Raw genomic sequence first — 19,973 nt, 5'->3', positions numbered from 1 at the left:
TGTGCACAGCACAGGCCCCGTCTCGCCATTTCGGTAGCCGGTCAGGCACGGCACAGGCCCCGTCTCGGCACGGCACAGGCCCCGTCTCGGCGTCAGGGGCGCTCGCCGGTGATGACGTAGTCGACGCGCTTGGCCACGGAGACGGCGTGGTCGCCGATGCGCTCGTAGTAGCGGCTGAGCAGCGCGAGGTCGACGGCCGGCTCGACGCCGTGGGTCCAGCCCGGTCCGACGATCTTCTGGAGCAGGTCGGCCCGGAGGTCGTCCATCTCGTCGTCGAGCGCGCGGAGCTCAACCAGGCCAGCGATGTCGCGCTCGGCCACGATCGACGCGGTGCGGCCCATCATGTCGACGGCGATCTCCGACATCCGGGTGACCACCGGGATCAGCTCGTCCGGCACGGCCGTGCGCGGCATGCGCAGACGGGCCACCTTCGCGACGTGCACGGCGAGATCGCCTGAACGCTCGACCTCGGAACCCATCCGGAGTGCAGCGACAACGGTGCGCAGATCGCCCGCGACCGGCTGCTGCAGGGAGAGGATGCGGAAGCACCGGACCTCGATGCGGTCACGCCGTTCGTCGACGTCGAGGTCCCCGCTGATGACCCGCTCGGCAGCGGCGCCGTCTCCGGCGAGGAGCGCCTCGGTGGCCTGGCGGACGGCGATCTGGACGGTGATGCACAGCTCGGCGAGCTCGTCGAAGACGAGGTCGAGCTGCTCAGAGAAGTGGTGACGCACCCGAACAACCTAGCGACACCGGGTGACCATCCGGGGTCACCCGGTGAACGCGGAGCGAATTCTTGCGAGCAGGCGTCCAGACGGGCAACGCACGGTGACGTGGTGCGTACGATCACGACGTGAATCCCGAGCTGCTGCAGGCGTGCGTCGCTGCGTCCGCCGGTTTTGCCGTCGGTGGCGGCGGGGTCCTCGCATGGCACTACAGCGAGCGGACCCAGACCCGCGAACCCCAGGCACCGGCGCCCGTCGTGCCGCCTGGCGTCACCTCCGTGCTCTCGGTGCTGCGGTCGAGCGCGGTCGTTGTCGACGACCAGGACGTGGTCCTCAAGGCCAGCGCGCCGGCGTACGCGTTCGGACTCGTGCACGGCAGCGGCATCAGTGACGAGCAGCTCGCGGAGCTGATCCGCCAGGTGCGCCGCGACGGCCAGATCCGCGAGGCCGAGCTCGAGCTGCGGATGGGCACCCGCAACCAGCTCCGCCACGTCACCGCCCGCGTCGCTCCCCTCGGGTCGCGGCTGGTGCTGGCCCTGCTCGAGGACCGCACGCGGGAGCGCCGGGTCGACTCGATCCGCCGCGACTTCGTCGCCAACGTCAGCCACGAGCTCAAGACCCCGGTCGGCGCGATCAAGCTGCTCAGCGAGGCCGTCCACGACGCGTCCGACGACCCCGAGGCGGTCGAGCGGTTCGCCGGCCGGATGCTCAAGGAGAGCGACCGGCTCACGCACCTGGTGCAGCAGATCATCGATCTCTCCCGCCTGCAGGGCGACGAGCCCGTCTCCCAGCCAGAGCCGGTGGCGGTCGACGAGATCGTCGCGGTCGCCATCGACACGAGCGCGATCGACGCCCAGGCGAAGGGCATCTCCGTCGTCGCCGGCGGCGACCCGGGCCTGCTGCTCAGCGGCAGCAAGGACCAGCTCACCATCGCCGTGAGCAACCTCGTCGCGAACGCCGTCCACTACTCCCGTGAGGGCTCGACCGTCGCCGTCGCGGTCCGCGGTCTCGCCGACACCCTCGAGATCTCCGTGACCGACCAGGGCATCGGCATCCCCGCCGGAGACCTGGACCGCATCTTCGAGCGGTTCTACCGCGTCGACCCCGCCCGGCACCGCTCCACCGGCGGCACCGGCCTGGGACTGTCCATCGTCAAGCACGTCGCTGCCACCCATGGCGGCGAGATCAAGGTCTGGTCCGTCGAGGGACAGGGATCTACGTTCACCCTGACCCTCCCCCGTTCCGTCCCCCACCTGGAGGAGAGCTCATGACCCGCGTACTCGTCGTCGAGGACGAAGAGAGCTACATCGACGCCCTGACGTACATGCTGCGCAAGGAAGGGTTCGAGGTCGCCGTCGCCACCAATGGCAATGACGCGCTCACCGAGTTCGACCGCAATGGCGCCGACATCGTCCTGCTCGACCTGATGCTCCCGGGCCTGCCCGGCACCGAGGTGTGCCGCCAGATCCGGCAGACGTCGTCCGTGCCGGTGATCATGGTCAGCGCCAAGGACGACGAGGTCGACAAGGTCGTCGGCCTCGAGCTCGGCGCCGATGACTACGTCACCAAGCCGTACTCCCCCCGCGAGCTGGTCGCGCGCATCCGCGCCGTCCTCCGTCGCGGCTCCGACGCGGGCGACCTCGCCCCGCAGACCCTCGAGGCGGGCCCGGTCCGCATGGACGTCGAGCGCCACGTCGTCACGGTCGACGGCGTTGACACGCGCCTGCCGCTCAAGGAGTTCGAGCTCCTCGAGATGTTCCTGCGCAACCCGGGTCGCGTGCTCACCCGCGGCCAGCTGATCGACCGCGTCTGGGGCTCCGACTACGTCGGCGACACCAAGACCCTCGACGTCCACGTGAAGCGCCTGCGCGCCAAGCTCGAGCCGGACCCGTCCGAGCCGAAGTTCCTCGTGACCGTCCGCGGTCTGGGTTACAAGCTCGACCTCTGACCGGAGGGCCAACCCCGGCTGACGGCGCGTGGGCACACGGTGTAGACCTGTGTCCATGCGCCGCTCTGTTTTCGACGAGGACCACGAGTCCTTCCGCCAGACCCTCCGCTCGTTCATCGAGGCGGAAGTCGTCCCGCACTACGACGAGTGGTTCGCCGCCGGCGTGGTCCCGCGGGAGCTCTACACGAAGCTCGCCGACCTCGGCCTCTTCGGGATCTCCGTCCCCGAGGAGTACGGCGGCGCCGGCATCGACTCGCACAAGTTCGAGGCGATCCAGTACGAGGAGACCACCCGCGCCGGTGTCCTCTTCGGCGGCTCCGGCGTCCACGTCCTCCTGGCCCTGCCGTACATCAAGATGCTGGCCACCGAGGAGCAGAAGCAGCGCTACCTGCCGAAGTTCGTCTCCGCCGAGGAGATGTGGGCGCTCGCGATGACCGAGCCGGGCACCGGCTCCGACGTCGCCGGCATGCGCTCGACGGCCAAGCTCTCCGAGGACGGCACCCACTACGTCCTCAACGGCGCCAAGACGTTCATCACCGGCGGTGTCCTGGCCGACCGCGTGATCGTCTGCGCGCGCACCAGCCCGCCGAAGGAGGACGACCGTCGCTTCGGCATCTCGCTCTTCGCCGTCGACACCTCGCTCCCCGGCTACTCCGTGGGTCGCAAGCTCGACAAGCTCGGCCTGCGCACCTCTGACACCGCCGAGCTGGCATTCGTCGACGTCAAGGTGCCGGTCGAGGACCTGCTCGGCGAGGAGAACAAGGGCTTCGCCTACCTCGGCGTCAACCTCGCCTCCGAGCGCTGGGGCATCGCCTACGGCGCCTACGCGCAGGCCGCCGCCGCGGTCCGGATGGCGCAGACGTACGTCGAGCAGCGCCAGATCTTCGGCAAGCCGGTGGCGTCGTTCCAGAACTCCAAGTTCGAGCTGGCGGCCTGCAAGGCCGAGGTCGACGCCGCCCAGGCTGTGGCCGACCGGGCTCTCGAGGCGCTGGATGCCGGCGAGCTCACGCCGGCCGAGGCGGCGTCCGCGAAGCTCTTCTGCACGGAGGTCGCGCACCGCGTGATCGACCGCTGCCTGCAGCTCCACGGCGGCTACGGCTACATGAACGAGTACCCGATCGCGCGCCTGTACGCCGACAACCGGGTCAACCGGATCTACGGCGGCACGTCCGAGGTGATGAAGACGATCATCGCCAAGGACATGGGGCTCTAGGACTCAGGCGTCCTTGGGGCGCAGGTGCTCGAAGGCAGCGAGGTTGACGGTCGGCTCACCGTGGCTCAGCCGCCACTCCCACTCCTTGCGGATGGAGCTCGCGAAGCCCAGCTCGAGGATGGTGTTGAAGCTGTTGTCGGACACGGAGAGCACCGTGCCCAGGATGTTGTCGAGGTCGTCCGCGGTCACCGCCGAGAGCGGCAGGCGCGCGTCGAGGTAGATGTCGCCGTCCTTGTCGACGGCGAAGGCGACCGCGAAGAGGCGAAGGTTCTTCTCGAGCAGCCAGCGGTAGACGCCGACGTGGTTCTCGTCGGGGTTGCGGCAGACGAAGGCGTGGATGCCGAGCGCGTGCGGGCCGAGGTCGACCCGGACCGGCGTCTGCAGCTTCTTCTCGCCGGGGAGCGAGAAGGAGATCTGCCCCGGCGTCTTCTCCTCGAAGTCGAGGCCGTTGTCCCCGAGCCAGCTGCGCACCACGGCGGCGGCTTCCTCCGGGATCACGGTCTGCAGGTCGTCGTGTGCGTCCGTCATCGGATCGCCAGCTCCTCACGCATCAGGCGAGCCGCCTGCTCGTAGACCTCGAGCGTGCGATCCGCGGTTCGTTCCCAGGAGAAGTGTCGCGCCTGCTCGCGTGCGCCGATCGACAGGTTCAGCGCGAGGACGGGATCCTCGATGATCCGTCGGAGCGCGTTGGCCCAGTCGCGCGGCTCGTGGGTCGGCACCAGCAGCCCCGAGTGCCCCTGCCGTACGACGGTCGGGAGCCCGCCGACGTCGGCGGCGACGACCGGGGTCCCCGTCGCCTGGGCCTCGACCGCGACGAGCCCGAACGACTCGTTGAAGCTGGGCACCGCCACGACGCTGGCGGCGGCCATCCACAGCGCGAGCTCGGCCTGCTCGACCGGGGGCACGAACCGCACGACGTCGGCGATGCCGAGGTCGCGGGCGAGGTCGGCCAGAGCCGTCGGGTGCTCGAGGCCTGAGCCCGACGGCCCACCCACGACGGGGACCACGAGGCGGTGGCGCAAGGCGGGGGTCTCGGCGAGCAGCACCGCGACCGCGCGGAGCAGGACGTCGGGAGCCTTGAGCGGCTGGATCCGGCCGGCGAAGAGCAGGATGTCGGCGTCGATCGGCAGGCCGAGCGCCTCGCGGGCCGCCGCCTTGTCGACCGGGACGAAGCGGCGCAGGTCGACGCCCGGGTGCACGACCTCGACGCGCGCCGGCTCGGCGTCGTACAGGTTGATGAGCTGCTTGGCCTCGATGTCGGTGTTGGCGATCAGCACGTCGGCGGCCTCGACCACCTGCTCCTCGCCGATCACCCGGGCAGCGGGCTCGGGAGTGTCGCCGACAGCGAGGGACTCGTTCTTGACCTTGGCCATCGTGTGCATGGAGTGGACCAGCGGGACGCCCCAGCGGTCGCGGGCCAGCGCGCCGATCTGGCCCGAGAGCCAGTAGTGCGAGTGGATCGCGGCGTAGTGCCCCGGGCGCTGCGACGCCTCGGCGCGCATCACCTCGCGGGCGAAGGTGCACATCTGGCCGGGCAGCTCGGTCTTGCCGAGCCCCTCGAACGGGCCGGCGTGGATGTTGCGGACCAGGATCCGGTCACCGACCTCGACGATCTGCGGCGCGCGCGAGGAGGTCGCGCGGGTGAAGACGTCGACGGCGATGCCCCGCTCGGCGAGGCGCCGGGAGAGCTCGAGGACGTAGACGTTCATGCCGCCTGCGTCGCCCGTGCCGGGCTGGTCGAGCGGGGAGGTGTGCATGCTGACCATCGCGATGCGGGTCATGCAGCCTCCTCCGGTCGGTCCGGGTGCCCCTGCCCGACACGGCAGGGCTCCAGCCGCGACAACGACGGACCGTGCGCGGGCATTCCCGGGCCGTCAGGCGGCCATGCGTCAGTCGAAGACGATCGTGCGGACGCCGGTCAGCAGGACGCGGTCCTCGGCGTGCCGGTGGACGGCGCGCGACAGGACGAGGCGCTCGACGTCGCGGCCGTGGGCGACCAACTGCTCGGCCGTCCACGCGTGGTCGACGCGGGCGACGTCCTGCTCGATGATCGGGCCCTCATCGAGATCGGCGGTGACGTAGTGCGCCGTGGCACCGATCAGCTTCACGCCGCGCGCGTGCGCCTGGTGGTAGGGCTTCGCACCCTTGAAGCCGGGCAGGAACGAGTGGTGGATGTTGATGATCCGGCCGGGCAGGGCGGCGCACAGCGAGTCGGAGAGGACCTGCATGTAGCGGGCCAGCACGACGAAGTCGACGGCGTGCTCCTCGACCAGTGCCAGCAGCGCGGCTTCGGCGTCCGGCTTGGTCTCCTTCGTCACCGGGATGTGCACGAACGGGATGCCGTGGCGCTCCGCGATCGGCTGCAGGTCGGTGTGGTTGGAGACGATGACCGGGATGTCGACCGGCAGCTCGCCGTTCTCCCAGCGGTAGAGCAGGTCGAGGAGGCAGTGGTCGGCCTTGCTGACCATGAGCAGCACGCGGCGACGCTGCGACTCCGGGCGGAGCGTGATCGTCGCGTCGTACGCCGAGAGCGCCGCGTCGAGCAGGCGGCGGACCTCACCGAGGTCGCCCACCGGGCTGTCGAACTCCGTGCGCATGCTGAACGTGCCCGTCTCCGGGTCGGTGTACTGCTTGTTGTCGACGATGTTGCCCTGCGCCTGCACGACGCCCTCGGCGAAGGCACGGATGATGCCGGGCTGGTCGGGGCAGCTGAGGGTGAGCACGTAGCGATCCATGGTGCGCACCATCATCGCGTACGCCGCCGCAGCGCCGCCTCTCCACGGGTCCACGCCTGCCACGCGAGGACGCCGGCGATCAGGGACAGGAGCGTCGCCAGGACCGGGACCCGGTTCTCGAGGTGGGGGTAGATCTCCCAGTGCACGAGGTAGATCCACATCGACGCGGACGCGAGCGCGCCCACGACGGGCACCACCCGGGCCGGGAGGCGGACGTCGCGCAGCCAGGTGAGCGCGAGGATGCCGAGGATGACGTAGGTGTCGCGCGCGGGCTCGTGCTCGAAGAAGCTCCACACCGTGCCGAGCGCGAGGGCGCTGACCAGCAGGCGCTGGCGGGGCGTCGCCGCGCGGGCTGCGGCCCAGCCGAGCGCGAAGAGGAAGAAGACGACCTGCGCGCGGTGCATGTAGTCACCGCCACCGAGCTGGAGCGACCCGAGCGTGAACGACCGCTGGTCGAGGTCTCCCCCGGGCCAGGCCCGCAGGCCGTAGCGCGGCACGAGACCGACGAGCACCAGGGCGATCGGGAACGCGAACGGGCGGCGGCGGCACGCGCGGTCGAGCGCCGGGACGGCCAGCAGCGCCGCTCCGGTGAGCATCAGCAGCAGCGCCACCTCGATGAACCAGTAGCGCCACTCCGGGTTGACCCAGTGGTCGGGTCCGAGCAGCCAGTTGAGGAGCAACACCTGCTTCCAGCCGACACCTTGCTTGTACGTCGACACGACGCCGATCACCAGCACGGCGGGGAGCGCGATCCGCGTTGCACTGCGGAGGACCGCGCGGGTCCGCTCCCGCCGCGGCAGGTCGACGTGGAAGCGCGAGAAGTTGAAGCCGAGCACGGCAAAGAGCGTGTGTGCGCCACCGAGCAGCACGAAGAGGTTCGCGTGGGAGCCGACGATCGTGACGATGGCGAGCGCGCGCATCAGGACGGTGGTCTCGACGGTCCGGGCGGCGCCGAACCAGCGAGCCAGCCGGCCAGCGGGCGCAGCGGCGCGGGCGGATCGCTCGTCCGCGGAGAGCGCGCACCCGGCAAGGTCCTCAGCGGTGCGCGCGGTCCAGTCGGAGGGCAGCGTGCCGAGCAGCGCCTCCAGGCGCAGCGACGCCTCGACGTACGACAGCGAGTCGCCGCCGAGGGCACGGAAGGAGTCGGCGGGCCCGGCGGCCTTGCCGAGCAGGGAGGCATAGACGCTCGCGACGTCGTCGCCGGTGACGCTCTCGCGGAGGACCGCGGTAGTCGACGCGACCCCGGCAGCGGCAATCGCCCGGTAGTCGACCTTGCCGCTCGACAGCCGCGGGAGGTCGACGGGCGTCACGAGCCGTACGCCGGCAGGCGGAAGGCCCGTCGCACCCTGGACCGCTGCCAGGACGCGCGGCTGATCGACCGGCGCCGCGCCGGAGGCCACCGCCACGACGAGCGCCTCTCCCCCGTCCGCGACCGCGCTCACGATGCCCGCAGCGAGCAACGCGCGCTCGACGCGGTCCAGGTCGACGCGGAGCCCGAAGACCTTCGCGATCCGCGAGCAGCGTCCGACGACCTCGAAGAGACCGTCCTCGCGCTGCCGACCGAGGTCGCCGGTGCGGAGCTCGTGCACGGTGCGGCCGAGGGTGAGGTCGGCCGGCGAGGTGGCGTAGCCCAGCATGACGTTGTCGCCGCGGTAGACGAGCTCGCCGACCTCGGGGTCGGTCGACACGTCAGGGCGCGGCTCGACGACCAGCGATCCGCCGGGGATCGGGATGCCGATGGTGTCGGGGGCCGTGGTGGCCAGGTGCGGCGGCAGGAACGCCATCCGGGCCGTGGCCTCGGTCGCGCCGTACATGACGACGAGGTCCCAGCCGTGGGCCTCGCCCCGCTGGGCATGGCGGCGTACCGCCTCGGGAGCGAGCCTCCCACCGGCCTGGGTCAGGTAGCGCAGGCTCGGGAGCTCGGCGCCGGTGAACCCGAGGGCCTCGAGCATGTCGAAGGTGTGCGGCACCCCGGGGAACGTCGTCACACCGGCCGCGCGGGCCTCGTCCCAGAACGCGGCGTCGGTGACGGAGCGCCCGGTCAGGTGCACCGTCGCGCCGGCGACCAGGTGGCTGTGCACGACGCTGAGGCCGTAGCAGTAGTGCACGGGCAGGGTCGTCGCCGCGACGTCATCGGGGCGGATGTCGAGGTACTCGGCGATCGCGCGGGCGTTGGCGACCAGGTTGGTGTGGCTCAGGCGGACCAGCTTCGGGCTGCCGGTGCTCCCGCTCGTGGAGAGCAGGAGCGCAAGGTCGGGGTGCAGGTCGTGGGTGGTCGTGGCCCGGCGCTCGGTCAGCGCGCCGTCCCACACGACGTCCGGGTCGTACGCCGCCACGAGGGCGTCGCGGGCAGCCCCGGGGCCCGTGAGGAGCACGGGGCAGCCGGCCGCTGAGGAGCCGAGCCAGGCGATCAGGGTGTCGGCGTCGTTGCCAGCCTCGACGAGGACGAGCCGGCGACCGAGCTCCGTCACCCGGAGGCGGGCAGCGAACCGGCCCACGCGGGCGGCCAGGTCGGCGTACGTGATGCCGTCGCCGGCGCCGGCGCCGGTCAGCGCCCGACGGTCGCCGTGCCCGGCCAGCATCCGCGCGAGCGGCGATAGCGGCGCGACGTGGCCGTCGCCGATCGGCAGCGCGACGGGGACGGTGACGGACATGGAGGAATCGTATAAGGGCAGGCTTACCTATGTCGCCGCGATGTTGATCACGCTCCGCTAGCCGTCGAGCGTGTCCTGGATCGGGATCAGGTCCGGCACCCGGGCCAGCTCCAGGACCCGGCGGACCGTCGATCCCCGTGGCACGACGAGCCTCAGCTCCTGGCGGCTATAGGCGATCCGCTGCTGGAGCCGGAACAGCATCGCGATCCCGGAGCTGTCCAGGAAGGTCACGCCGCTCAGGTCCACGACGATCGACGTCGCGCCGCTGCGGACGGCATCGCCGATCGCCTCCAGCACGGCGCGCGCGTTGGACAGGTCGATCTCGCCGCTGACCCGCGCGATGCGGACGTCCTCGCGGTCCGCGGCGACAACATCCACCAGCCCGCTCATCGGTCCCCTCCCGCATTGACCTTCCGACGCATCACGACCTCGGTGCCGTCCGCCGCACCCCGCACCTCGACGGTGTCCATCAGCGCGCGGGCGAGGTCGAGGCCCCAGCCGCCGCCGCGATCCGCCTCGGGACGCCACGCGCCGCGATCCCGGATCGCGACCTCGATCACGCCATCGTCCACCCTCAGGTCGATCCCCAGGTTGCCGGTGACCGCGCCGTACGCGTGCTCGACCACGTTGTTGCACGCCTCGCCGCACGCCACGAGCACCTCACCGGCGATCGCCTCCTCGACGCCGACGTCGCGCAGCCACCGTCGCAGCGCGTTGCGGACCTGCACGAGCACCTGCGCCTCGGCCGGGACCTCGATGTGCAGCGGGCCACCGTCAGCGCGTCGGGTCCGGAGGACCAGGAGGGCGACGTCGTCCTCCACCGGATAGTGGTCGAGCATCTCCGTGATGAGCGCGTCGCACAGCTCCTCGAGTCCCGCGTCGGCCAGCGTCGCCGCGAGCACACGAAGCCGGTCGAGGCCGTCCTGGATCGAGGCGCCCCGGCGTTCGACGAGACCGTCGGTGTAGAGCAGCAGGGTGGCACCGGCGGCGAGGACGACGGAGGACTCGAGGTACTCGCCGGTCGGCGAGACAGCGACCGGCGGCGAGCCGGCCTCCGCGATGTACGTCGCGTCCTGCTGATCGATCGCGAGCGCGGGCGGGTGGCCGGCGTTCGCGAACCGGAGCAGCCGCGAGTCCGGGTCGTACGACAGGTAGAGCAGCGTCGTCATCGTCACGACCGGCGGCTGCATGGCGAGGTGGTGGAGGTTCGCCAGCACGGACGCCGGGGCCGGGTCCTGCAGGGCGTAGGCGCGCACGGCCATCCGCACCTGCCCCATGGTGGCCGCGGCGGCCAGGCCGTGGCCGGCGACATCACCGATGACCAGCCCGATCGAGCCGTCGGGCAGCACCATGACGTCGTACCAGTCGCCGCCGACCTGCATGTCCGAGCTGGCCGGGATGTAGCGGGCGGCGATCTCGACCCCGGGGATGGCCGGCAGCTGGGCCGGGAGCAGCGTCTGCTGCAGCGCCACGGCGATCTCGTGCTCGCGATCGAGGCGGGCATCCGCACGGCCGACGAGCATCTCGGCGCTCCTGCGGCGGTCGCTCACCAGGGCGGCGAGGAAGAACGACATCAGCGTGACGCAGACGTTGAACGCCTGCAGCGTCAGCATCTGCTGGAAGAGGGTCCCGCGGGCGAAGACGCCGTAGCCATGGGTCGCGGCCCAGGTGGTCACGACCGAGGCGACGAGCGCTGCGGGCGCTGCTCCTCGCAGCTGGAGCCGCCACGCCGCCCAGCCCAGGAACGGCAGGACGGGGAAGAGCACGGGCAGGTTCGACCGCATCCCGACGAGGGAGACGAACGCGATGCATGCCCAGAAGCCGAGCCCCTCGGCCCACTGACGGGTGGTCCAGCGCGGGGGCTCCAGGAACAGCGGAATGGCCAGGAGCACCGGCGCGACCACGAGCACCCCCATGGCGTCCCCGGTCCACCAGACCGCCCACGCTCCCAGGAACCGGTCCGCGTCGATGGCTCCCGACGCGAGAAGGGTGAGCGACCCGACGGTCGCACTGATCAGCCCGCTCGCGAGTGCACACAGCACCACGAGGTGGGCGTCCCGCTGCCGGTCCAGCTGCCGCCGGAAGCCGAACGCCTGCAGCATCGCGACCGCCGCCAGCGGCGCGAGGACGTTGCCGATCGCCGTTGCGCCGGCGGCCACCGGGGTGGAGGTGATGGGGAGGTTGACCAGGAACGCCGCTGCAGCCACGGCGGGCCATGCCGACCGCCCGATCAGGACGAACGCCGCCACCGCGATGCCCGTCGGCGGCCACAGCGGCGTGACGTTGTGCTCGACCAGGGAGAGCCCCAGACCCACACGGGCGCCGGCGTAGTAGGCCAGCCCCACCACGAGGAGGACCCCGGCCCGTCGCGTCGCCCCTTCGGCAGCACGCAGCATCTGTCCAGAATGCCCGAGTCGCGCCCGCGGGGCGACGTGTTCGCCACGAGCGGTGCGGGCTGCGCACGGCATCGGATCTGGCAGACTCGCCACATGCAGACCATCGGCCTTGTCGGCGGCATGAGCTGGGAGTCCAGCGCCGAGTACTACAAGCTGCTCAACACGGGCGTCGAGGCGCGGCTGGGCGGCCTCCACTCCGCCCGGACGGTGATGGCTTCCGTGGAGTTCGCCGAGCTCACGGCGCTGCAGGCCGAGGAGCGCTGGGACGACGTCGCCGCGATCATCGCCCGCGCCGCGCAGGGCGTGGAAGCGGCCGGCGCCGACTTCCTGATGCTGTGCACCACGACGTTCCACCGCGTGGCGGAGCAGGTCGAGGCAGCCATCGAGATCCCCGTGGTCCACCTGGGCGACGTCGTGGCCGAGGCGGTCAAGGCACAGGGCATCGAGAAGGTCGCGCTCATCGGCACGACGTTCGCGATGTCGCGGACGTTCTTCACCGACCGCATCGCGTCGCACGGCCTCGAGGTCCTCGTCCCGGAGCCGGAGTACCACGACGAGATCAACGCGGTCATCTACGACGAGCTGGTCCACGGCAAGGTCCTCGACTCCTCGCGCAAGCGTGCGGTCAAGCTGGTCGAGCACCTGTGGGAGCAGGGCGCCGGTGGCGTCATCCTCGGCTGCACCGAGCTCGAGCTGCTCGTGAAGCAGTCGGACGTCGACGTACCGATCTTCCCGTCGACCACGCTCCACGTCGGCGCCGCGCTGGACCGCGCGCTCGCCTGACCCTCCCCTCCCGCCGAAACCCGGGTTTTGCCGCGTTGAGTCGCGGGTTTCGCCGCGTTGAGTCGCGGGTTCTGCCGCGTTGAGTGGCGGGTTCTGACGCGTGGAAGGATGTGGCTCCGTGACGATCATTGCTGCTGCAGACGGTTCGGCTCTCGGCAATCCCGGACCCTCCGGCTGGGCCTGGTACGTCGACGAGGACCACTGGGCATCGGGCGGCTGGGCGCACGGCACCAACAACATGGGCGAGCTGACCGGCGTACTCGACCTGCTGCAGCAGACCGCGCACCTCGACGAGGACCTCCTCATCTACTGCGACAGCCGCTACGCGATCGACTCGATCACCAAGTGGATGCCCGGTTGGAAGCGCAAGGGCTGGAAGAAGTCCGACGGCAAGCCGGTCATGAACGTCGAGATCATGAAGGCCCTCGACGCCGCCATGCGTCCCAACGTCCGCTTCGAGTGGGTCAAGGGCCACGCCGGGCACGAGCTCAACGAGGCCGCCGACAAGCTCGCCAACGCCGCCGCCTCCTCCTGGAAGGAGGGCATCGCGCCTGACGCCGGCCCGGGTTTCAGTGGCACCGGAGGCTCCGCCGAAGCCGGTCGCGGCGGGGCCCACGCTGCGTACGCGCCCACGGTGATCGCGCCCGAGCCCGACCTCTTCGGCGATGACTCACTGACGGACGAGGAGCAGGTGGTCGCCCTCGAGCGTTCCCTCCTCACCCCGGAGGTACGCCGGGTCCGCTCCGCCGTCGCCGCCCTGCTGCACCCCGACTGGTCCGAGATCGGCGCGAGCGGCCGCCGCTGGACACGCGACGACATCCTCGACGCGATGGCGCCGCTCGACGAGGAGACGACCCTCGATGTCGTCAGCATCGAGCGCCTCGCCGCCGGCGCGATCCTGCTCGTCTGGCGCAGCGCCAGCGAGGGTGGCTCCGCGCTGCGCAGCTCGCTCTGGCTCCGCGCCGGTCACAGCTGGGTCCAGCGCTTCCACCAGGGCACGCCGGAAGCCTGATCACGCCGGCTTCTCGGCTGTCCTGGTGACCAGAACCCGGGTCTCGACGCGTCAAAACCCGGGTCTCGACGCGGGGGCGCCCAGTACCTTCGACACCATGGCGAACGACGGACCCCGGATGCGCCGCAGTGCACTCGGCCGGTCGGCGCGCCTGGCCGCCCTCCCCGCCGCGTACGCCGGCCGCACCGCGCTCGGCGTCGGCAAGCGGATCGGGGGCAAGCCTGCCGAAGCCGTCCTCTCCGAGGTGCAGCGCCGGACGGCGGACCAGCTGTTCACGGTGCTCGGCGAGCTCAAGGGCGGCGCGATGAAGCTCGCCCAGGCGCTGTCCATCTTCGAGAGCGCCCTGCCCGAGGAGATCGCCGGGCCGTATCGCGACGTCCTCACCAAGCTGCAGGACGCCGCTCCCCCGATGACGTTGCGGGTGCTCTCCCAGGTCCTCGAGGAGGACCTCGGACCGACGTGGCGGCAGTCCTTTGCGGTCTTCGACGAGCAGCCCGTGGCCTCGGCAAGTCTCGGGCAGGTGCATCGCGCCACCTGGGCCGACGGCACCGACGTCGCGGTCAAGATCCAGTACCCGAACGCCGCCCGCGCACTGTCGTCCGACATCAGGAACCTCTCGCGCATCGCCCGCCTGATCGGACTGCTCGCACCGGGCGTCGACATCAAGCCCCTGCTGGCGGAGATCGCCGACCGGATCAGGGAGGAGCTCGACTACGAGCTCGAGGCCTCGGCCCAGCGGGTGTTCGCTGACGAGTTCGCGGGCGACCCTGACATCGCGGTGCCGCACGTCGTCCACGCGACCAAGCGCGTGCTGGTCACGACGTGGCTCGACAGCCCCCACTCGCTCGCCCGCGTCATCAAGGACGGCACGACCGCCGAGAGGCAGCGCGTCGGCGACCTCTACGCGCGCTTCCTGATCAGCGGACCGGCCCGCACCGGCCTGCTGCACGCCGATCCGCACCCGGGCAACTTCCGGGTGATGGACGACGGCCGCCTGGGCGTCGTCGACTTCGGCGCCGCGGCACGGCTGCCCGACGGGCTGCCCGCTCCCCTGGGCCGTCTGCTGCACCTCGCCGCGGACGACGACTGGGACGCCGTGGCCGTCGAGATGCGCGCGCAGGGCTGGCTGTTGCCGCAGACCCGCTTCGAGACCGAGGCGCTGCGGGACTACCTCCGGCCGCTGCTCGCACCGGCGCGCGAGGAGGTCTTCGGCTTCAACCGTGCCTGGCTGCGCGCCGAGGCCGCGCGCGTCGCCGTACCGACTCCGGAGAATCTGTCGAAGGCGTTCAAGATCAACCTGCCGCCGGAGTACATGCTGATCCACCGCGTGTGGATGGGCGGGATCGGCGTGCTCTGCCAGCTCGAGGTGGACCTGTCGTTCCGCGCACTCCTGGAGGAGCACGCACCCGGGTTCGCCTGATGTTCATCGGCCGCTTGAGCACCGAGGGGCCGATCTCACACCGCGACGGTTCGGAGCACACCCCGCGCGCCGATAGAATCGCGAGGTTGCCCGTGTGTCTTCGGGCCCCCACATCGTTTCACCAGTTCTTTGACGCCCACTTGAAAGCAGGCTGCCTCCGCATGGCCGCAACCACCCGCAACGACATCCGCAACGTTGCCATCGTCGCGCACGTCGACCACGGCAAGACCACGCTCGTCGACGCGATGCTCAAGCAGGGCGGTGCGTTCAGCGCCCACCACCTCGAGTCCGGCGTCGACGACCGGGTCATGGACTCGGGCGACCTCGAGCGCGAGAAGGGCATCACGATCCTCGCGAAGAACACCGCGATCGCCTACAACGGTGAGCACGCCCCCGAGGGCGGCATGACCATCAACATCATCGACACCCCGGGTCACGCGGACTTCGGTGGCGAGGTCGAGCGCGGCCTGTCGATGGTCGACGGCATCGTCCTCCTCGTCGACGCCTCCGAGGGCCCGCTGCCGCAGACCCGCTTCGTGCTGCGCAAGGCGCTCAACGCCGACATGCCGGTCATCCTCGTGGTCAACAAGACCGACCGTGGCGACGCGCGCATCGACGAGGTCGTCGACGAGTGCTACGAGCTCTTCATGGACCTGCTCGACGACTCGCACGCGCACGACGCGCTCGACTTCCCGGTCATCTACGCGTCGGGCAAGGCGGGCATCGCCTCGCTGACCAAGCCCGAGAACGCGACCATGCCCGAGGGCGACAACCTCGAGCCGCTGTTCAAGACGATCCTCGAGACGATCCCCGCTCCGGCGTACGACGACGAGGCGCCGCTGCAGGCCCACGTCACCAACCTCGACGCCTCGCCGTTCCTCGGTCGCCTGGCGCTGCTGCGCATCAAGCAGGGCAACCTGAAGAAGGGCCAGCAGGTCGCCTGGATGAAGGCTGACGGCACGGTCAAGAACGTCAAGCTCACCGAGCTGCTCGTCACCGAGGGCCTCGAGCGCGTGCCCGGCGAGTCGGCGGGCCCGGGTGACATCGTCGCCATCGCCGGTATCCCGGACATCATGATCGGCGAGACCATCGCCGACCCGGAGAACCCGGTCGCGCTCCCGCTGATCAAGGTCGACGACCCGGCCATCTCCATGACCATCGGCACCAACACCTCGCCGCTCGTCGGCAAGATCAAGGGCTCCAAGGTCACCGCCCGCATGGTCAAGGACCGCCTCGACTCCGAGCTCATCGGCAACGTGTCGCTCAAGGTCCTCCCGACCGAGCGCCCGGACGCCTGGGAGGTCCAGGGCCGTGGTGAGCTCGCGCTCGCGATCCTCGTCGAGCAGATGCGTCGCGAGGGCTACGAGCTGACCGTCGGCAAGCCGCAGGTCGTCACCCAGATCATCGACGGCAAGAAGCACGAGCCGGTCGAGCGCCTCACGATCGACGCCCCCGAGGAGTACCTCGGCGCGATCACCGAGCTCCTCGCCGTCCGCAAGGGCCGCATGGAGAACATGACCAACCACGGCACCGGCTGGGTCCGCATGGACTTCGTCGTCCCGGCGCGTGGCCTGATCGGCTTCCGCACCGACTTCCTCACCGAGACCCGCGGCACCGGCATGGCGTCGTCCATCTCCGAGGGCATGATGCCGTGGGCCGGCGAGATCCGCGCCCGCAACAACGGCTCGCTCGTCGCCGACCGCGCCGGCTCGGCCACGGCGCACGCGATGACCTCGCTCCAGGAGCGCGGCGTCATCTTCGTGAAGCCCGGCACCGAGGTCTACGAAGGCATGATCATCGGTGAGAACTCGCGCCAGGACGACATGGACGTGAACATCACCAAGGAGAAGCAGCAGACCAACATCCGGTCCGCGACCTCCGACAACTTCGAGAAGCTCACGCCGCCGCGCGAGCTGTCGCTCGAGCAGTGCCTGGAGTTCTGCCGCGACGACGAGTGCGTCGAGGTCACCCCGGAGATGACCCGCATCCGCAAGGTCGTCCTGGACGCCAACGCGCGCGCCAAGACCGCCTCGCAGGCGCGCAAGGCGAACAAGTGACGGTCTGACACGCGTCACCACGGCGCCCCGTTCCATCAGGAATGGGGCGCCGTTGCCATTTCCGGCGCCAACTACGGCAGGTCCGAGGATGTACAGCGGTCGGGCCGGCGTGTCACGCCAGACACGCGGCGGCGAACCTCGTCCGGCCAGACGTCTGCAGTGGTTAGCGCCGGTCAGCACAGCCGTAGCTGCCGCTCCCGCACCGTCACCGCGCGCCCGAGGGTCGTGGCGACATAGCCCGGCTGGTTCATCGAGTGCTCCCACGCAAACCGAACGAGCATCACGTCCTCGAGGGCGAAGTCGTTGTACCGCTCGCAGTCGCTGATCAGGTCCGCCCGCTTCGCATGCCATTCGTAGGAGTCGCACTCCACCGCCAGCCGGAGCCGTTCGTCCCAGAGATCAGGGTGCACCGATCCAACGAGCACCTGCGGCACGAGCGAGAGACGTGGCACCCCTAGGGCCTGCCCGCGAACGAGGGACTCGAACGCACTCTGCGGCCGGTCATCGGCGAGGTCGACGACGCGAACGACGCGCTCACGAACCTGGAGCGGCACGAGCACGGCTCGCCGTTCCAGCTCACCCCGGCTGACCAGCCTCATCCTGAGTGCCGAGTCCGCGACCACGAGTGCTTCCGGCTCGGGCAAGCGTGCGGCGCAGTCGAGCACGGTCCTGACCGGAGTTGTCGCCCCGAGCTCGACCTCATCAGCGGTCAGATCAGCCCAGAAGACCTGTACGCCCGCACGACGTCGCGATCCCAGCGAACGCCCGCGCGGCACCGTCACCGTGGGAAGCGGCGGTGGGCTGCGCACCGCCATGCCCCATCGCAGAGCGGCGCTCAGGTGCGAAACCGTGCCGTTGACCCGCAGCGCCGCGGACTGTCCCGGACCGACACCGTCGGGCAGCACATAGCGACCACGAGCCGCGCGCACGATCACGCCGTCGGCAACAGCCGACCGGATCGCCCGCTCGGTCGCGACGGAGCGCAGCTCCGCCCAGGATGCCGACCACCCGAGCCGGCGGATGACGTCGACGAGGCCCACACGATCCATGCCCTGCATGCTGCGTCGACCCCCCGCCCGGACGCGTTCCGCTATCCACAGGTGCCGCGAAGGCGACGGCGCCAAGTACGGCAGAGCACCGGCATCGCACGTCGTCGGCACGGCGCGTCACGGGGACACGCCGCCCCATCGACCGAGCGGGGCGCACACCTTCCGTGGTTGGCGCCGCCGCCCGGCTCTCCCTCTGGCGCCGCCCCGTCTCAACGCCCGGGGACCCGGCGTACCCGCCCGGGCGCGGCACGCGAGAATGACCGCACCAGACTTCAGAGGAGAGACAGATGCAGGTAGAGAACACCGCCGCGATCGTCACGGGTGGCGCGTCGGGCCTGGGTGCCGCGACCGCCAAGGCGCTGGCCGAGAAGGGCGCGACCGTGTTCGCGTTCGACCTCGCCGGCTCGATCGAGAAGGCCCCCGAGGTCGCCGGTGTCCACTACGTCGCCGTCGACGTGACGGACGCCGAGCAGGTCCGCGAGGCCGTCGCGACGGCCGCCAACGCCGGCGTCCCGCTCCGCACCGTCGTCAACTGCGCCGGTGTCGGCACGGCCGGCCGCATCCTCAACAAGGACGGCTCGGTCGGCGACCTCGCGAAGTACGCCATGGTCGTCAACATCAACCTCGTCGGCTCGTACAACGTCCTGGCGCTCGCCGCCGAGGCGATCGCGAAGACCCCCGAGCTCGAGCACGGCGCCCGCGGCATCATCATCAACACCGCGTCGGTCGCGGCGTTCGAGGGCCAGGTCGGCCAGGCGGCGTACTCGTCGTCCAAGGGCGGCGTCCTCGGCCTCATGCTGCCGGCGGCGCGCGACCTCGCGACGTACGGCATCCGGGTCTGCACGATCGCCCCCGGCATCGTCGAGACCCCGATGCTCGCGGGCGTGACGGAGGAGTTCCAGAAGTCGCTGGCTGCCGGCGTTCCGTTCCCGAAGCGCCTGGGCCGCCCGGACGAGTACGCGCAGCTCGCGACGTTCCTCGTCGAGCACGACTACATGAACGGCGAGGTCGTCCGCATGGACGGTGCGATCCGCCTGGCTCCTCGCTGATCCGTTCGCCGAGACGGGGCCCGTGCACGAGTTCTCCACAGGAGAGGCGTGCACGGGCCCCGTTTCGCGTGTGCACGGGGCCCGTCTCGGCGAGATGGGGCGGGAGCCGTCAGGTGAGGCGGGCGACGATCGCGGCGGCGAGTGCGTCGGCGTACGTCCGCCGTCCGGCAAGGGTGGTCATCCGCTGCGTGTCACCGGCCGAACGCATGTTGCCGAGCTCGACCATCGCGATCGGCTTGTCCGACCAGTTGAGCGTGCCGAGGTCCCCGCGGACGTCGAGGCCGCTGCCGCTGTTGATGTACGGCGCGTAGGGCAGACCGCGGTAGTGCAGCGAGGAACGCAGTTGCTTCGCGAACGCCAGCGACGGGGCCGCGATGTCGTCGGTCCAGCCCTTGCGGGATGCCGGCGCGATCACGTGGAAGCCGGACCCGCAGCCGTTGCAGCCGTCGCCGTGGATCGAGATCTCGAGGTCGGCCCGGCCGCCGTTGGCGAGCTTGTTGCCCCGGCGTCCGCGCGCGTCGATGCACGGACCCCAGTCGTCCTCGCTGTTGGTCGTGCGGGTCAGGACGACGCGCGCCCCTCGATCCTCCAGCCGGCTCTTGAGCAGTCCGGCGACCTGCCACGCGAACGTCGCCTCCGGGTAGCCGCCGTTGGTCGCGGTGCCCGTGGTGTTGCACGGCTTCTGGAAGCCGCCCGCGTCGACCGGCTTGTTGATCTCGTCGGGGTGGTTGTGGTTGCCGAGCTGGTGCCCGGGGTCGATCACGATCACCTTGCCGGTCAGCGACGTCGACGAGACCGCTTCGATCTCGCCCCGCGGCGCAGGGTCGTCCACGATCAGGCCGACGACGCTGAGGCCGGCCCCGAGCGCAACGACAGCCACGGCAGCAACGAGAGATCTCACCGCGTCAGTATCACTGACTAGGCTGCTCGGG

At 70.7% G+C, this 19,973-nt stretch carries 17 protein-coding genes; 8 read left to right on the top strand and 9 right to left on the bottom strand.

Annotated features, from left to right (window positions below):
* Positions 1-92: 92 nt before the first annotated feature.
* Complete coding sequence (gene phoU / locus EPD65_RS05065; RefSeq protein WP_131582078.1) at positions 93-734, bottom strand: phosphate signaling complex protein PhoU; 642 nt, start codon at positions 732-734, stop codon at positions 93-95.
* A gap of 119 nt (positions 735-853) precedes the next feature.
* On the opposite strand from phoU, the gene EPD65_RS05060 reads away from it, so the two are divergent.
* The 3 genes from EPD65_RS05060 to EPD65_RS05050 are packed head-to-tail and all read left to right on the top strand — an operon-like array spanning position 854 to position 3,886.
* Positions 854-1,996: a sensor histidine kinase gene (locus EPD65_RS05060; RefSeq protein WP_131582077.1), complete on the top strand. Its 1,143-nt coding sequence runs from the start codon at positions 854-856 to the stop codon at positions 1,994-1,996.
* Positions 1,993-2,673: a response regulator transcription factor gene (locus EPD65_RS05055; protein ID WP_131582076.1), complete on the top strand. Its 681-nt coding sequence runs from the start codon at positions 1,993-1,995 to the stop codon at positions 2,671-2,673. Before EPD65_RS05060 ends, EPD65_RS05055 begins: the two co-directional genes overlap by 4 nt.
* Positions 2,674-2,728: 55 nt before the next feature.
* On the top strand, positions 2,729-3,886 hold the full coding sequence (locus EPD65_RS05050) for an acyl-CoA dehydrogenase family protein (protein WP_131582075.1): 1,158 nt from the start codon (positions 2,729-2,731) through the stop codon (positions 3,884-3,886).
* Between the two features lie 3 nt (positions 3,887-3,889).
* Here the strand turns inward: EPD65_RS05050 and EPD65_RS05045 are convergent, their stop codons facing one another.
* The 6 genes from EPD65_RS05045 to EPD65_RS05020 form a co-directional block, all read right to left on the bottom strand.
* Positions 3,890-4,414, bottom strand: a complete 525-nt coding sequence (locus EPD65_RS05045; protein ID WP_207891413.1) for a type III secretion system chaperone family protein — start codon at positions 4,412-4,414, stop codon at positions 3,890-3,892.
* Positions 4,411-5,667, bottom strand: a complete 1,257-nt coding sequence (mshA, locus tag EPD65_RS05040; protein WP_131582074.1) for a D-inositol-3-phosphate glycosyltransferase — start codon at positions 5,665-5,667, stop codon at positions 4,411-4,413. The genes EPD65_RS05045 and mshA overlap by 4 nt, the downstream gene beginning before the upstream one ends.
* A gap of 108 nt (positions 5,668-5,775) precedes the next feature.
* Entirely contained in the window at positions 5,776-6,675 is a 900-nt protein-coding gene (gene purU, locus EPD65_RS05035) for a formyltetrahydrofolate deformylase (protein ID WP_341539055.1), read from the bottom strand.
* Positions 6,633-9,275 carry an AMP-binding protein gene (locus tag EPD65_RS05030; protein ID WP_131582073.1) on the bottom strand — a complete coding sequence of 881 codons (2,643 nt, stop codon included), beginning with the start codon at positions 9,273-9,275 and terminating at the stop codon, positions 6,633-6,635. The genes purU and EPD65_RS05030 overlap by 43 nt, the downstream gene beginning before the upstream one ends.
* Before the next feature lie 57 nt (positions 9,276-9,332).
* The gene (locus EPD65_RS05025; RefSeq protein WP_165872893.1) at positions 9,333-9,653 is read right to left on the bottom strand and encodes an STAS domain-containing protein; all 321 of its coding nucleotides are present in this window, start codon (positions 9,651-9,653) and stop codon (positions 9,333-9,335) included.
* Between the two features lie 8 nt (positions 9,654-9,661).
* Entirely contained in the window at positions 9,662-11,671 is a 2,010-nt protein-coding gene (locus tag EPD65_RS05020; protein ID WP_165872892.1) for an ATP-binding SpoIIE family protein phosphatase, read from the bottom strand.
* 93 nt (positions 11,672-11,764) lie between these two features.
* On the opposite strand from EPD65_RS05020, the gene EPD65_RS05015 reads away from it, so the two are divergent.
* From EPD65_RS05015 to typA, 4 genes are all read left to right on the top strand, one after another.
* On the top strand, positions 11,765-12,454 hold the full coding sequence (locus EPD65_RS05015; RefSeq protein WP_131582070.1) for an aspartate/glutamate racemase family protein: 690 nt from the start codon (positions 11,765-11,767) through the stop codon (positions 12,452-12,454).
* A 118-nt stretch (positions 12,455-12,572) separates the two neighbouring features.
* Positions 12,573-13,466: a ribonuclease HI family protein gene (locus EPD65_RS05010; protein ID WP_131582069.1), complete on the top strand. Its 894-nt coding sequence runs from the start codon at positions 12,573-12,575 to the stop codon at positions 13,464-13,466.
* 97 nt (positions 13,467-13,563) lie between these two features.
* A complete protein-coding gene (locus EPD65_RS05005) occupies positions 13,564-14,886 on the top strand; it encodes an ABC1 kinase family protein (protein WP_131582068.1) in 1,323 nt (440 codons plus the stop codon).
* Positions 14,887-15,047: 161 nt separating this feature from the next.
* Positions 15,048-16,943: a translational GTPase TypA gene (gene typA, locus EPD65_RS05000; protein WP_131582067.1), complete on the top strand. Its 1,896-nt coding sequence runs from the start codon at positions 15,048-15,050 to the stop codon at positions 16,941-16,943.
* A 173-nt stretch (positions 16,944-17,116) separates the two neighbouring features.
* Here the strand turns inward: typA and EPD65_RS04995 are convergent, their stop codons facing one another.
* Positions 17,117-17,992: a hypothetical protein gene (locus tag EPD65_RS04995; RefSeq protein WP_131582066.1), complete on the bottom strand. Its 876-nt coding sequence runs from the start codon at positions 17,990-17,992 to the stop codon at positions 17,117-17,119.
* A 287-nt stretch (positions 17,993-18,279) separates the two neighbouring features.
* Here EPD65_RS04995 and EPD65_RS04990 point away from each other — a divergent pair, with 287 nt between their 5' ends.
* Positions 18,280-19,041 (top strand): SDR family NAD(P)-dependent oxidoreductase, encoded by a 762-nt coding sequence (locus EPD65_RS04990; protein ID WP_131582065.1) that lies wholly within the window; start codon positions 18,280-18,282, stop codon positions 19,039-19,041.
* A gap of 109 nt (positions 19,042-19,150) precedes the next feature.
* Here EPD65_RS04990 and EPD65_RS04985 read toward each other — a convergent pair whose 3' ends face one another.
* Complete coding sequence (locus EPD65_RS04985) at positions 19,151-19,942, bottom strand: N-acetylmuramoyl-L-alanine amidase family protein (RefSeq protein ID WP_207891412.1); 792 nt, start codon at positions 19,940-19,942, stop codon at positions 19,151-19,153.
* Between the last annotated feature and the right edge of the window lie 31 nt (positions 19,943-19,973).

Origin of the sequence: Nocardioides jejuensis (assembly GCF_004337475.1) — a bacterium.
In the GTDB taxonomy this organism is placed as follows: Bacteria; Actinomycetota; Actinomycetes; order Propionibacteriales; family Nocardioidaceae; genus Nocardioides; species Nocardioides jejuensis.
Note: the sequence above shows the minus strand (reverse complement) of the source record. Positions and strands in the feature narration are given on the sequence as shown.

Coding starts and splice junctions, on each gene's coding strand:
- EPD65_RS05055 (WP_131582076.1), top strand. CDS start 1,993: ATGACCCGCGTACTCGTCGTCGAGGACGAAGAGAGCTACATCGACGCC.
- EPD65_RS05050 (WP_131582075.1), top strand. CDS start 2,729: ATGCGCCGCTCTGTTTTCGACGAGGACCACGAGTCCTTCCGCCAGACC.
- EPD65_RS05045 (WP_207891413.1), bottom strand. CDS start 4,414: ATGACGGACGCACACGACGACCTGCAGACCGTGATCCCGGAGGAAGCC.
- mshA (WP_131582074.1), bottom strand. CDS start 5,667: ATGACCCGCATCGCGATGGTCAGCATGCACACCTCCCCGCTCGACCAG.
- EPD65_RS05030 (WP_131582073.1), bottom strand. CDS start 9,275: ATGTCCGTCACCGTCCCCGTCGCGCTGCCGATCGGCGACGGCCACGTC.
- EPD65_RS05020 (WP_165872892.1), bottom strand. CDS start 11,671: ATGCTGCGTGCTGCCGAAGGGGCGACGCGACGGGCCGGGGTCCTCCTC.
- EPD65_RS05015 (WP_131582070.1), top strand. CDS start 11,765: ATGCAGACCATCGGCCTTGTCGGCGGCATGAGCTGGGAGTCCAGCGCC.
- EPD65_RS05005 (WP_131582068.1), top strand. CDS start 13,564: ATGGCGAACGACGGACCCCGGATGCGCCGCAGTGCACTCGGCCGGTCG.
- typA (WP_131582067.1), top strand. CDS start 15,048: ATGGCCGCAACCACCCGCAACGACATCCGCAACGTTGCCATCGTCGCG.
- EPD65_RS04995 (WP_131582066.1), bottom strand. CDS start 17,992: ATGGATCGTGTGGGCCTCGTCGACGTCATCCGCCGGCTCGGGTGGTCG.
- EPD65_RS04990 (WP_131582065.1), top strand. CDS start 18,280: ATGCAGGTAGAGAACACCGCCGCGATCGTCACGGGTGGCGCGTCGGGC.